This is a genomic window from Yoonia sp. D2-7 (assembly GCF_055809435.1).
The window spans coordinates 707730-721666 of sequence record NZ_CM147912.1 but is presented as its reverse complement, the minus strand read 5'-3'; the positions used below and the strand labels follow the sequence as shown (position 1 = coordinate 721666).

General features: G+C 55.3%; 12 protein-coding genes. 3 read left to right on the top strand and 9 right to left on the bottom strand.

What is annotated here, in order from left to right; all coding sequences use genetic code 11:
• Positions 1 to 139 precede the first annotated feature (139 nt).
• Positions 140 to 2377: a DUF1989 domain-containing protein gene (locus tag AC0L7R_RS03385; RefSeq protein ID WP_473658782.1), complete on the top strand. Its 2238-nt coding sequence runs from the start codon at positions 140 to 142 to the stop codon at positions 2375 to 2377.
• A gap of 29 nt (positions 2378 to 2406) precedes the next feature.
• Here AC0L7R_RS03385 and AC0L7R_RS03380 read toward each other — a convergent pair whose 3' ends face one another.
• The 7 genes from AC0L7R_RS03380 to cysE all read right to left on the bottom strand — a co-directional run bounded on the left by AC0L7R_RS03380 (position 2407) and on the right by cysE (position 10288).
• A complete protein-coding gene (locus tag AC0L7R_RS03380; RefSeq protein WP_473658781.1) occupies positions 2407 to 3444 on the bottom strand; it encodes a sn-glycerol-3-phosphate ABC transporter ATP-binding protein UgpC in 1038 nt (345 codons plus the stop codon).
• Positions 3432 to 4853, bottom strand: a complete 1422-nt coding sequence (locus tag AC0L7R_RS03375) for a mannitol dehydrogenase family protein (RefSeq protein WP_473658779.1) — start codon at positions 4851 to 4853, stop codon at positions 3432 to 3434. Before AC0L7R_RS03375 ends, AC0L7R_RS03380 begins: the two co-directional genes overlap by 13 nt.
• Positions 4850 to 5743 carry a helix-turn-helix domain-containing protein gene (locus AC0L7R_RS03370; RefSeq protein WP_247130165.1) on the bottom strand — a complete coding sequence of 298 codons (894 nt, stop codon included), beginning with the start codon at positions 5741 to 5743 and terminating at the stop codon, positions 4850 to 4852. The genes AC0L7R_RS03375 and AC0L7R_RS03370 overlap by 4 nt, the downstream gene beginning before the upstream one ends.
• A gap of 65 nt (positions 5744 to 5808) precedes the next feature.
• Complete coding sequence (locus AC0L7R_RS03365; RefSeq protein ID WP_247130164.1) at positions 5809 to 6645, bottom strand: carbohydrate ABC transporter permease; 837 nt, start codon at positions 6643 to 6645, stop codon at positions 5809 to 5811.
• An 11-nt stretch (positions 6646 to 6656) separates the two neighbouring features.
• Positions 6657 to 7598: a carbohydrate ABC transporter permease gene (locus AC0L7R_RS03360; RefSeq protein WP_348107372.1), complete on the bottom strand. Its 942-nt coding sequence runs from the start codon at positions 7596 to 7598 to the stop codon at positions 6657 to 6659.
• Positions 7599 to 7850: 252 nt separating this feature from the next.
• Positions 7851 to 9146 carry an ABC transporter substrate-binding protein gene (locus AC0L7R_RS03355; RefSeq protein ID WP_348107371.1) on the bottom strand — a complete coding sequence of 432 codons (1296 nt, stop codon included), beginning with the start codon at positions 9144 to 9146 and terminating at the stop codon, positions 7851 to 7853.
• Positions 9147 to 9484: 338 nt separating this feature from the next.
• Positions 9485 to 10288, bottom strand: a complete 804-nt coding sequence (gene cysE / locus AC0L7R_RS03350) for a serine O-acetyltransferase (protein ID WP_473658778.1) — start codon at positions 10286 to 10288, stop codon at positions 9485 to 9487.
• A 254-nt stretch (positions 10289 to 10542) separates the two neighbouring features.
• Between cysE and AC0L7R_RS03345 the strand changes: the two genes are divergently transcribed.
• Complete coding sequence (locus tag AC0L7R_RS03345) at positions 10543 to 10944, top strand: rhodanese-like domain-containing protein (protein WP_473658777.1); 402 nt, start codon at positions 10543 to 10545, stop codon at positions 10942 to 10944.
• Positions 10945 to 10970: 26 nt separating this feature from the next.
• Here the strand turns inward: AC0L7R_RS03345 and AC0L7R_RS03340 are convergent, their stop codons facing one another.
• Positions 10971 to 11687, bottom strand: a complete 717-nt coding sequence (locus tag AC0L7R_RS03340; protein WP_473658776.1) for an autoinducer binding domain-containing protein — start codon at positions 11685 to 11687, stop codon at positions 10971 to 10973.
• Positions 11688 to 11972: 285 nt separating this feature from the next.
• Here AC0L7R_RS03340 and AC0L7R_RS03335 point away from each other — a divergent pair, with 285 nt between their 5' ends.
• Positions 11973 to 13208 carry an FAD-dependent monooxygenase gene (locus AC0L7R_RS03335; RefSeq protein WP_473660351.1) on the top strand — a complete coding sequence of 412 codons (1236 nt, stop codon included), beginning with the start codon at positions 11973 to 11975 and terminating at the stop codon, positions 13206 to 13208.
• A 6-nt stretch (positions 13209 to 13214) separates the two neighbouring features.
• Here AC0L7R_RS03335 and AC0L7R_RS03330 read toward each other — a convergent pair whose 3' ends face one another.
• Positions 13215 to 13934 carry a WYL domain-containing protein gene (locus AC0L7R_RS03330; RefSeq protein ID WP_473658775.1) on the bottom strand — a complete coding sequence of 240 codons (720 nt, stop codon included), beginning with the start codon at positions 13932 to 13934 and terminating at the stop codon, positions 13215 to 13217.
• Positions 13935 to 13937: the final 3 nt, after the last annotated feature.

The window sequence follows — 13937 nt, the reverse complement described above, 5'->3', positions numbered from 1 at the left end:
TGACTAAGGCCAGTTGCTACCGCTTACATTTGCCTTACGCACATAATGCGCAACAGACCAAGAGGCAGGGTTTCTGGTGAACCTTCTCACGTCTTTTCAGAACGGAATATCGACCCCAAAAGGGCGCCGATTTCCGGGCATGTCCGCACCGCACCCTGCGCTGAATTGGACGGTTCATCCGCGCAGTGCCACAAAAACTACAGTCAAATCTGGCGACACAATATCGGTGCAAAACGCACCTATCGTGCGACTGGTCGCGGTGGATGACGCAGGCGACGACGCACTACCCGCGCTCGGGCTTTTGAAAAACGGGTCGGTTGGTTTGGCCGATTTCGCCTCTGCCCCGTTTGTGGGTTGGGCCGCATCATACGGTGGACACGCCGAGAACCTGCCAGCCTGCACCATCCAGTCCGATGAACCGCTGCTCGTTTTATCCGCCCGCGCGGCTTGTACCCTTTGGTTGATCAATCCGACGACTAGCGATGACCATGTCGCAGGCGCGGGCACTGGCGCGTTTCGCGTGAACCTGAAACAGGCCGCTGCGCCGAATATGTTGCTGCCGGACCCGCTTGGTAAAATTCGTGATGAATTCACTGTCTCGCGCGCCACCGCCCAAGCGTACCGCCTAAACAAAGGCGAAACCGTGCAAATCATCGACGTGGATGGCCAGCAATGTTCCGATTTCATGGCCTTCCGGACAGCGGGTCTGGATCGCGGAATGGAGCAGCGGATCGACAGCACAGTCACGCGGTCGATGGTGCATAGCGCCTACCCCGGCCCCGGCTTGTTCGACAAATTCTACGATAGCGACATGCGTCCGCTGTTGAATGTCGTCCAAGATACCGTTGGGCGGCACGATACATTTGGGCTGGCCTGCACCGCACGTGGATACGAGGAACGTGGGTTCCCCGGTCATGTGAATTGCAGCGACAATATCGCGGATGCCATGGACCCTTACGGTGTTGAACGGCGTAGCGCGTGGCCTGCGATCAATTTTTTCTTCAATTCGTGGATCGATCACGGCGATAATCTGTTCCAGTCAGAAGAATCCTGGTCGCGTCCCGGTGATTATGTCGCGATGCAGGCGATGGACGATCTGGTTTGTGTCACCACAGCCTGTCCCGATGACGTCGATCCCATCAACGGCTGGAACCCGACGGATATTCATGTCCGCATTTATGAACCCGACGCGTCCATCCCACGCGCCATTGCCCACCGCGAAAAGGAAGACGCACGCATGTCCCTAAGCCAGAATTCGGCTTTTCATCCGGCGACCTCGAAACTGACCCAGAACTATGCGCCTGCACGTAACTTGTGGCTGCCGCAAAGCTATCCCAGCATTGGCACCATTGGAGAATATTGGGCCTGCCGCGAGGCCTGCACGCTGCAAGACATGAGCGGGCTGCGCAAATACGATATCCTCGGACCCGATGCCGAACTGCTTTTGCAACGCTGCATGACCCGCAACATCGCAAAGCTGGCACTTTGGCGCGGCACTTACGCGTTGATGTGTGACGCACAGGGTGCGGTGATTGATGACGGCACACTGTTCCGGATCGGACCACAAACCTTCCGGTGGTGTTGCGGACACGAAGAATCTGCGCGGCATTTGCTGGAACAGGCCAAAGACCTAGATGTGCGCATCCACGATATGCAGTCATCGCTACCCAACCTCGCGCTGCAAGGACCAAAGTCCCGCGATGTGTTACGCGACATCGTCTTTACCCAACCCCAAGTTCCTGCGCTTGATGACGTGAAATGGTTCGGCGTGACGATGGCCCGTTTGCATGATCGCGAAGGGATACCGTTTATGTTGTCGCGCTCGGGCTACACCGGTGAATTGGGCTACGAGATGTTCTGCGACGCCAAGGATGCGCCCGCTTTGTGGGATGCGGTGATGGCGGCCGGACAAGCACATGGGATCAAACCGATGGGCGGTGATGCGCTTGAAATCATCCGGATCGAAGCGGGTCTTGCGGCCGCAGGTGCGGAATTCGCACCAGACGTCGATGCGTTTGAAGCCGGATTGGGCTTTGCCGTTGATCTGAATAAGGACGATTTCATTGGTAGGGAAGTGCTAGTCCGAAATGCCGAAAATCCGCGTCGTGTCCTGAAGGGCATGATCCTAGACAGCCGCGATGTGCCGCCACATGGCGCACCGATTTATGCGGGCGAACGCCAGATCGGGATCGTGACATCGGCGACCCATTCACCAACGTTGGAAGCCGGTATCGCAATGGTCCGAATTTCCGCTGGGCACGCTGAAAACGGAACGCTACTCGAGATTGGTCAAATGGGCGGTCATATGAAACGGCTGACCGGAACCGTGTGCGACGTCCCCTTTGTTGATCCACGCAGGGAACGCGCAAGAGCGTAGGGGCCGGCATTTACCGGCCCCAAAACGGATTAACCCGTAATTCTTAGACCTGTTGCTTTATCGAAGGCGTGTGCGAGGTTTGGTTTGATTGTGAAGCCGATGGTTTCGCCTTTGGCTTGGTGTGGTGGTTTTTCGGTTTTGGCGATGAACTCTGTGCCTGCGGCTGTGATCAGGTGGACGAGCGCGTATTCGCCCAGGTTTTCGACCAGTTCCAGTTTGCCTTCGACGACGACGTTCTCTGCGGATGGTGTCAGGTGTTCGGGGCGCAGGCCGACTTGCACGTTGGCGTCAGCCGGTTTGCCGAGGTGGGCTGCTGCCCCGTCGGTTAGTTCCGCACCATCGAAGAAGTTCATTTTCGGGCTACCGATGAACTGGGCCACAAAGGCGTTGTCGGGGCGTTCGTACAGATCAATCGGTGATCCGACCTGTTCGATCCGGCCATCGCGCAGCACAACGATTTTGTCGGCCAGCGTCATCGCTTCGACCTGATCGTGGGTCACGTAGATCATTGTGTTGCCAAGGCGTTCATGCAGACGCGCAATTTCCAGACGTGTTTGCACGCGCAGGGCCGCATCAAGGTTGGACAGCGGTTCGTCAAAGAGGAACACTTCCGGATCACGCACAATCGCACGGCCAATGGCCACACGCTGACGCTGACCACCCGACAGGTTGCGCGGGCTCCGGTCCAGATAATCACCTAGCTGCAGGATTTCTGCGGCAGCTTTCACGCGGCGGTCAATCTCGGCCGGATCAGTCTTGGCCTGCTTCAGACCAAAGGCCATGTTTTTATACACGCTCATATGCGGGTAAAGCGCATAGGTCTGGAACACCATCGCCACGCCACGCTTGGACGCAGCCACATCGTTGACTTCCACATCACCGATCTTCACCGACCCGGATGTGATTTCCTCAAGACCCGCGATCATCCGCAACAGCGTGGATTTCCCGCAGCCTGATGGACCCACAAACACGACAAATTCGCCGTGGTCGATATCCAGATCAACGCCATGCATTACTTGCGTGGCACCATAGCTTTTACGCACGTCGCGCAGTGTCAAACCGGCCATTTTTGCTCCAATTCAGAGATGTCGTGCCGAAGGGTTTCGGCAAATTCAGGGTAAGTTTCAGGAAGATCGCCCCAGAGTTGGCGCGATGTGATAAAGGCGTCCGTGCCCAGCATGGCAGACAGATCGTCCCAGCTGGGTTCCACATATTTGAACGGGATTTTGCCCGCCGCCACATGGGTTGCAAACACATGCCAGCTGGCAATCGAACGGATCGCGTTTTTCGGCAAGATGCCTTGTTTCAGGCAGCCTTCCAGCGTGGGGCGGATAAAGATCGGGAACTTCACCATGCCATCCGCACAGATCCGCGCCACCGTATCGCCAATCGCCTGGTTGCTAAACCGCGCGTCGATCTGGTCCAGATAATCCGCCTTCGAGAACGGCAGATCAATGGTGATCGCAGGCAACACTTCGTCTGCTTCAAAGGCGCGGAAGTGGCGGTGCAAATGCGGCACCCGCATCGCCGCATCAAAGGTTTCAACACCTTCCAACGCAGCCAGATAACACAAGGCCGTATGGCCGCCGTTCAGCACCCGGATTTTGGTTTCCTCGTAAGGATCCACATCCGGCGTCACGGTCACACCCGCCTGCGCCAGATCTGGCATCGGCCCTGCGGCTTTGTCTTGCAAAACCCACTGGATAAAATCTTCGGCCATGATCGGTGACGCGACCTCTGACCCGATCAACTGGGTCAGTTCCACGCCCAATTCAACCGTGCTGCGCGGCGTGATCCGGTCCACCATCGAACAGGGGAACGCCACGTTGTCCGCGACCCACGCGTGCAACACCGCATCGCCACAGGCCTCAAGATAGGCCAGCAGATTGCGGTGCAACATCTTGCCGTTCTGGCGGATGTTATCACAACACGCGATGGTCAAAGGGGCACCGCCCGCATCCATCCGCGCCTGCAAACCCGCCCGCAGATACCCGTAAACGCTTTGCGTCTGATCACCCGCCATTTCAGCTGCAATGACTGGATCCGCGCGGTTCAGATTGCCATTCGGATCGGTGTAATAGCCGCTTTCGGTGACCGTAATCGTCACCAGATGTACGCTACCGCGCGCCAGCAACGCCTCGGATGCTGTCCGGTCCGCGCTCCAGTCTGCAAAATGCACATGCGATCGCACACGGCGCAACGCCACCTGCCCGTCCGGCGAATAGGATTTCAAAAAGTACCCGTCGTGGCGCGCCACATCATCTGCGGCCGCCGCAAAAGACCCTGCTTCCGCACCGCGCAGGTTCACAGCCGCAATACCCCAGTTCAGATCACCGGACTTGTCCATGTAATCATCAAGATACATCGCCTGATGCGCCCGATGGAACGCCCCGAACCCCAAATGCACGACACCCACAGCACAGGCTGCGCGGTCATATCCCGTCGCCCCGATTGGGTGCAGAACTGCGCTATTCATGATGTGGTCTCCATTGGTTTAGACAAGTCTTTGCGCGCTGTATCGCGGTACTCTGAAGGGGTCATGCCCTTCATCTTTAGAAAGTGACGGTTGAAGTTCGCCAGATTGCGGAACCCCGCATCAAAGCTGATATCCGAGATCGTCGCATCCGACGCATACAGCATGCTGCAGGCTTGGCCCACGCGCACAGACGTCAGGAATTCAACGAACTTGTGGCCCGTCACAGATGTAAAATTGCGCGCGAAGGTGGCTTGGGTCATCCCCGCCATTTCAGCCGCATCCCCCACGCTAAAATCGTCTTTGAAGTTGGCCACGATGTGATCCACCACAGCCCCGATCCGCGCGTGTTTACTGCCGCCCTGAACCTGCACCAGCTTGGACACCGACAGGACCTTCTTTTCCGCATGCTCATTCAACCGCACAAGGAACCGGATGAACGCCAGAATACGCTCAGGACCTTCGTTATTACGGATCGACTCCATGTGACCGCGCGCAAAGGTCGGATTGAACCCTTCAAATTGCACGCCAGACTGGGCCAGCGTCAGCATCTTGCGGACCTCGCCAAATTCGGGGAACCCTTCGGCCAGTTTTTCAAAGCTTTCATGGCTGAACTGCACCAGCATATCGCGGGTCGCCACAGGTTCGGTCCAGACCTTATCCGTGATCCAGTTATGCGGCAGGTTCGGCCCCGTCAGGAACAGATCACCCGCTTCAAAATCACCGATGTAATCGCCCACAAACGCCTTGCCGCGTGTCGCCACAACCAGATGCAATTCGTATTCTTCATGGGCATGCCACCGACACAAATCCGTAGGCCATCCATGTTCAAGATAGCGGATCGACCGTGTGGTCCGATCGACTAACTCAATTTTTGGAACCATTATCGACATGATTTATCTCTTTTTTCCAGCCCGGTCGCGTGGCGGCATCTTGCGATCAGACGCCGCCAGCCGCCTTACTTCACCGCACCAAAGGTCAGACCCTGCACCAGCTGTTTCTGACAGAACCAGCCCAACACAATGATCGGGGCCACAGCCGCTGTCGATACTGCCGACAGACGTCCAAAGAACAGACCTTCTGGTGCGCGGTTGCCTTCAATCAGCTTCGACAAAGTCGCCGCATCAATCGTGGTCAAACGGACCGTCCAATAGGCTTCGTTCCAGCAGAAGATGAAAGTCAGCAGTGCGGTCGATGCAATGCCACCCCACGCCAGCGGAATAAGGATATCCTTGATTTCGCCCCATGTGCTCACACCGTCCATCTTGCCCGCTTCGATGATCTCTTTCGGGATCTCCTTGAAGTAGGTGAACAACATCCAGATCACGATCGGCAGGTTGATCAGGCACAACACCAAGATGACCAGAAAGTGCGTGTCAAAGATGCCCAGCATGTTCTTCGTCAGGAAGGTCATCGGGTACAAAACAGCCGCCGCTGGCAACATCTTGGTCGACAACATCCACATCAGAATGTCCTTGGTGTGACGGCTTGGATCAAACGCCATCGCATAGGCCGCAGGCACACCCACCACCAGCGCAAACAAAGTCGCAAAGGTCGACGTGATCACCGAATTGGTCGCAAAGCGCCAGTAATCATAGTTCTCCGTCATGTTGGTGTAGTTTTCCAACGTCGGCGTGAACTTGAACAGGAATTCAGGCTTCACTGCATCCGCGTCCGTCTTAAAGCTGGTGAACACCAACCAAAAAATCGGGAAGAAGAAGATCAGCGCCACGATCCAAGCCACAACAGGCCATGCGATCTTGCTAAATTTCGAGGTCTGAGAAACGGTAGCCATTGTCTTTTCTCCTAGTCCATCAACGTCTTGCCGACCATGCGCAGCAAGAAGATGGCGATAATATTGGCCAGAATGACCGCGAAGATACCTGTCGCACTTGCCGCACCGATGTTGTTCGAGGTGAACTCACCAATCAGATAAGGCAGGTTTTTGTTGCCGTTCCCGCGGCTGACAATCTCGATTTCCGCATAAAGTGACAGGTGGAAGATCGACTGGATCATCACAACAATCGCAATCGGACGCCCCAGATGCGGCACCGTCAGGTTGATGAACTGCGACCACGCAGACGCCCCATCAAGCGTCGCCGCTTCTTTCTGGCTTTCATCCTCGGACTGCAACGACGTCATAAAGATCAACACCGCAAAAGGAGTCCACTGCCACGTCACCATCATAATGACCGCATAAGCAGAGGTCTGTGTGGCGCGGAAAGAGATCGGTTCCAACACAGGCCACAGGTTAAAGAACCAACCCAACACCGGGAAGTCACGCAACCCGTCGATCATGTTGTTGATCCCGCCAACAGCAATCCCCTGCAAACCCAACACAGGGTCCAAAATCATGTTGATCCACAACACCCCGTTCACCGCTGGCATCACAAAGAACGGCGAGATCAGCAAAACACGGACAATCCCGCGCCCCGGGAAGTTCCGGTTCACCAAAACCGCAATCCCAAGACCCAAAACAACCGTCAGCACCAAAATGCTGGACACGATCAGCACAGAGTTCTGGATCGCAAACCAAAAATCCTTGGCATTCAGAACATACTGATAGTTCCCGAAGCCCCGCCAGTTACTGAGCGCCGGTGTCGTCCATTCCGGCCGGATCGTCGAGTTCAGCACATACCGGATAAACGAGAAGTAAAGCGTCATGCTCAGCGGGACCAACATCCATACCAGCAACAGCAAAACAGCTGGCGTTTGTAAGATCCGGGGGAGCGTTCTTTTCGTAGACATAGCTCGGGTCACCTTTTGGGGCAGGGTTTCAGTCAAGACAGTGCAAGCAGATCGGGGCGGACAGCGAGAGGTGGACAGATCGATGCAGGCAGGTTGGGGCAATTCGCAAAAACAGATGATCATTGAGCGCGCAGCGCCACAGCACACGCGGGCGTCGCATCAAAGCAAAATGGTCAATAAATACAGGTGGTAAACGTCTCTTAAGGTCTGGGCCCGACCTCAGCCGGGCCCATCCTATTTCAGCCGAAAGGGTTAGTAGTAACCCGCTTCAGACATGATTGCGTCTGCTGCAGACTGTGCTGCTGCAAGTGCGTCTTCTACAGATTTCGCACCAGACAGGGCCGCTGCGATTTCTTGTGCAACTGCTGTACCCACTTCTGGGAACTCAGGGATCGCTGCAAACTGAACACCAACATATGGCTTGATGTCTGTGGCTTCTGGCGCCGCAGAATTGATCGCTGCCAATTCAGCGTCTGCAAATGCAGCAGCTGCCTGGAACTCAGGGATCGCATATGTGGATGTACGTGTGCCTGTTGGAACAGAACCCCAACCAAAGTCTGGGTGGTTACCGACAGCTTCGATGTACGCTTTTGATGTCGCCCATTCGATGAATGCTTTGGCTTCATCCGCGTTTTCTGTGCCCGCAGGTACAGCCATCGCCCATGCCCACAACCAGTTCGCGCCCACTGGGTTACCAGCATTCGGAGACTGCGCGTAAGCAACACCGTCTACTTCAAGGAAAGAAGCCGCGATTGTCGCGTCAATCCACAGACCACACTTGCCTTCGTTGTACAAAGCGAGGATCTCGTTGAAGGAGTTCCCTTCAGAACCTGGAGGGCCGTATGTACCCAGCAGATCAACGTAGAAGTTGACAGCTGCATTCCATTCGTCGGAATCAAGCGCTGGCTTCATGTCCGCGTCGAACCATGCACCACCGAAAGAGTTCACCATTGTTGTGACGAACGCCATGTTGTCACCCCAACCCGGCTTACCGCGCAAACATGCACCGTAAACGCCGTTGTCTGGATCGTGCATCGCAGCAGCAGCCGCCTTCACGTTGTCCCAGCTGTCGTTGTCAGCGATTGTTACGCCAGCAGCGTCTGTCAGGTCTTTACGGTACATCACCATAGAAGATTCACCGTAGAACGGTGCCGCATACAATGTGCCGTCCGCAGACAGACCATTGCGCATCGCTGGCAGCATGTCGTCAACGTCGTAGTCAGCGCCGAACTCAAGCGGTTCGATCCAACCAGCAGCACCCCAAATCGGCGCTTCCTGCATGCCGATGTTGATGATGTCGTACTGACCACCACCAGTTGCCGTATCAGAAGTCACCTGCTCGCGCAGAACGCCTTCTTCCAAAGACACCCAGTTCAAAGCAACACCAGTTTCCTCAGTGTAAGCTTCCGCAACCTTCTGCATGTTGATCATGTGACCGTTGTTCACAATCGCAATCGTCAATTCCTGCGCGTGCCCATCAGCAACCGCAACAGATGACGTCGCAACAACCAAAGACAGCCCTAAAGCCGTATTCATCAAAGATTTCATGTGTTCCTCCCAGAAATCACAGTTTGGATTTTATCCGTCCCTAACGTTTGCATAGGCTACGTCCGCCGCCCAAATATTATTCCTGCAATCACTCATACGAAATCGACAAACTAGACAGTTTTATGATGTTCGCGATGTGCGGACATCTTAGGCAGACACATTTCCGACCACGAAGCGCCCGTCGTTCGCCCCATAATAACAAGTCGATTCGGGACATGTGGCGCGTTCACATGCTGCATGCCGCCCATCTCTGGCGCCTATAAAAAATTGACTACTTGATCGAAAAACGCCTGCACCATCTGATGCAGGCGCTGGTAAAATCGCATTGGGCGCAATTGCTACAGCGATTGATCCATCATCTCGGACGGCACTGTTCGAGCATCATGGATGCGTACAACCTGCGCAGGGATGCCCGCGACCGTGCAATTGGGCGGGACATCTTTCAGTACGACGCTGCCAGCTGCGACTTTACTATTCGCGCCAATTTCGATGTTTCCTATGATCTTGGCCCCTGCCCCGATCATCACGCCAAAGCGCACTTTGGGATGACGATCGCCGCCAACTTTGCCAGTCCCGCCGAGTGTGACGTTTTGGAGAATAGAGACGTTATTTTCGACGACAGCCGTTTCACCGATCACAACGCCCGATCCATGGTCAAACATCACGCCTTCGCCGATATTCGCTGCAGGGTGAATGTCAGCCCCAGTCACGACAGATACGCGATTGGACAGCCAAACCGCCATTTCGTTCCGATCAACGCTCAAGAGGTGATGCGCAATACGGTGGGCCTGTAAGGCTTGAAACCCTTTCAGGTTCAGAAATGCGTGAAGGTAGGACGGGCAAGACGGGTCGCGGCTGCGGATCGCTTGGAGATCAACCAATGCGGCCTGTGCAATTCCTGCTTCTGCTGCGAGAACATCTTGAAAGAGGCTTTCCAAGACGTCCTTTCCAACTGACGGGGCCTGCAAACTATCGGCTAGCAAACTGCATAGCGCCAACGAAAATGTGCCGTCTTCGGGGAAATAGGACCGGACAAGTTCAGCCAATGTGGGTTCGCTTTCGATCAAAGCTGCGGCTTCGGTCGTCAATGCGGTCCAATCGGGGTGAGCGGGTGCAGGAGAGGATGCAAGTGTCATACTCATAGTCTGTGTCTTTCGATCAATCAGTGCTCTTTGAGGTCAGAACAGTTTCAAGATTGCCCAATTACGGGGCATTTTCCAGCTCTTTCGCGTGTCCAACCTTTATTGACGGGTCCCTGAGAGCCACCCCCCTCAATTGAGGGGCTACGATCGGGCGTCCATTTCGGATGAATATATGGAAGACGCAGATTCCCCTAGCTTAAGGGCAACACGGTCAATGCCCATTGCGGCAGCAGACAGAAACAAAGGAACACGGCATGGATATGGATCAACTGCTTCACTACCAAAAGAAGCTCTCTTACGAATTCGATTCTTGGGATACCTATGAAGCCCTACAAGATGTGGACACCAACCTTGTGGTTGTTGATGGCCGGTCTGCGGCGGCTTTTGCGAAAGAAGCTATTCCAGGTGCGATTAACCTGCCGCACCGCGAAATCTGTGTCCAATCCACGGCCTATCTGGACAAGTCCAAAGTCTACGTCTGCTACTGCGACGGAATCGGCTGCAACGCGTCCACCAAGACCGCGCTGAAGCTTCTGACACTTGGTTTCCAAGTCAGAGAACTGATGGGCGGGCTCGATTGGTGGATACGCGACGGCTATGCCACCGTCGGTGAAAACGCCCGTGCCGGCACAGACATCATCTGTGGCTGCGCCTAATCGTCACCGCGTCGTTGATACCTAGATTAGATCAAGCCCATGGAAGATGCTTTTGCGACTGCTTGGGCCAGCGAAACACTGTCCAATTTGGCGCGGGCATCCTTCAGGTAGCCGCGAACTGTATGGTCGGACAGGCCAAGAATGATCGCAATCTCTGTGTGGGTTTTACCCTCTGCGGTCCATTTGAGGCATTCGCTTTCGCGCCGCGACAGTTGGGGCAGTTCTTCATTTTCACCATAGAGTTCGGCCAGCGATTTCAGGTGCATGTCTGCGCCAAGGCCTTGCAGGCGTTCGCCGTATTCTTTCAAGAACGGTTTCCACGTTCCGCCACCTTTCGCCGCTTTGGCGTTGAACGACAACATGCTGCGACGGCCGATACTATCAACATGCGTGACGGTGAAACCAGTCTGGCCAACGCCCGCTGCAATGGCCTTTTCCATCATTTGCAATTGTTGGACACCCAAGGCGATTTCAGACCAGCAAAACGGTTCTTCGTGGTTTTGCGCATGCTGAAGGACCGGATCAATACGGACGTAGTCGTTCAGCAAATACTGGCTGACCCAAGCATCAGGATAATTGGTGCGGACGAAGGGGCTGTTCGTGGCATCAATACCGCCACGAAACAAATGAAGCGTAACGAAATCAACCTCGAAGAATCCGGTCAGTCGTTCAATCGACTGCTGTACCGTGCCCGTAAGGATAACGTCACTCTTTAAATTCGCAAACGCGTCGTTCTCGACCACAGCGAAAGGTCCCCCCTTTGGGTTAGCGACGTATGGATACCTTTGTCCGGCATTCTGTCAACAACCTAACCCGTCTCCATTTGGATACGATCAATGTTAATGCTCTTAAAAGACATTCGGGAAAACAAGGATGATGCCTTTGCACGTGCGCTTGCCATGACCGAAGATGACATCCGCATCTGACGACCCGATCTTGCTTAGCTGATGATATATCAGCACTGTGCAACTGCGAGCCGTTTGCTGCGCAGCGTCAGGGTGAGGAATATTGCAGTGTCAGACCACGTGATGATCGCGGGCGCAGGAATTGGCGGGCTTGCGCTTGCGTTAACGCTGCACCAGATCGGTGTTCCTTGCACAATCATCGAAGCCGCGAAAGAAATGCGCCCGATGGGTGTTGGAATTAACATTCAACCCAATGCTGTGCGCGAACTATTCGATCTTGGCATAACGGCTGATGATCTGGACGGCGTCGGTATCGCAGCCAAAGAATGGGCGCTGGTTGGGCTGAACGGTAAAGAAGTGTACGCGGAACCACGCGGAACAGATGCCGGTTACCTTTGGCCGCAATATGCGGTCCATCGTGGCGCTTTCCACATGATTTTGTACCAGAAAGTCATCGAACGGATTGGCGAGAACGCCGTCATACTGGGCACAAAAGTCACCGGCTATGACAACAAACCTGCCAGCGTCGCGGTTCATTTGTCGGACGGCACGACCATAGACGGTCGGATTCTTATCGGTGCAGACGGGATACATTCGGCCGTGCGCGCCCAGATGCACCCTGACCAGCCGCCGATCCATTGGGGCGGTGCCGTGATGTGGCGTGGCACAGTGCGCGCCAAACCTTGGCGGACTGGATCGTCCTTTGTCGGGCTTGGCACACACCGTCAGCGCATGGTGATGTATCCGATTTCGCAACCGGATGCCGATGGATTGGCCCTGATCAACTGGATCGCAGAGGTCACTATGGACACCGATGGCGGGTGGCATCATCAGAACTGGTTCCGTCCTGCCAGCGTCGACGACTTTGTTCATCACTTTGACGAATTCCGATATGACTGGCTTGATGTCCCAGCGATGCTTGCGCAGGCCGACTGCGCGTATGAAAACCCGATGATCGACCGCGACCCCGTTGCAACTTGGGTCGATGGATCGGTTGCGTTGATCGGCGATGCCGCGCACGCCATGTATCCGACCGGATCAAATGGCGCGAGCCAAGCCATCGTGGATGCCCGTGTCCTTGGGGCTGCGCTGCAAAAGCACGGCGTGACGTCAGACGCGCTGACTAACTTTGACGACCAATTGTGCAGCCCGATATCCGAGCTGGTTCTGCGCAACCGTGGCGCAGGTCCTTTTGGATTGCTGAACATCCTCAATGATCGGTGCGGCGGGGTTTTTGACGATATCGATACCGTTATTCCGAAACAGGAACGGGCCGATTTCATGGCCAAATACAAAGCCGCCGCAGGGTTCGCCATTGATCAGCTGAACGCTGCACCGCCGACGATTTTAGTCCGTTAGAACGCGTTAGCCACCATGGCTTTGGACCGGACGGACAGTATCATCGAACGGCACGTGACGGCGCCGGAATGTCGCGCCTTCAACGACCTGAGGCTGGCTGATGCGATCCATGCGAAAATGACGGAAATCGGAACGCGCGGGGTCCCACGCAACCAAATACCAGACCGGCGACAAGATCAGCATCGCTTGCGGTTCAACCTCGCGCGTTGACACGTTGCCCTTTGCGTCGCGGTACCCGAACCGAAGATGCCGCAGTTCAAGAAAAGCCGTTTCAAATGCAGGCAGCAGGGCGTCGTCCATTGTGCCCAAGTCAGATATATCGACCTGCGGGGCCAGCTGACCGACGTACAGGCAATCCAGAAACCTGCGGAGATCCTTAATTTTTTCGGATGGTAGCGCCCTTTCAATCTTCGCCAATCCTGCATCGGCCAAACCCGCAAACGGCAGATTTCCAGCTGCTCGCATTGACGCTACACTGATCAGAAGCGCGAAAACCTCTGCCACCGATAACCGCGCAGACGTCTGCACCGACTGTGGATCAAGTTGCAGACCACCGCCCCGCCCCGGTTCAGAGTGAATAACAAATCCTTCGTCGCGTAGCGCTGAGATATCCCGCAGGATCGTGCGCCGCGACGCGTCGACCTGCATGGCCAAATCGCCAATCGTTGACGTTCCATTGCGCCGTAGGCTGCGCACAATCTCGGCTTGTCTCTGACGTGAATTCATTTC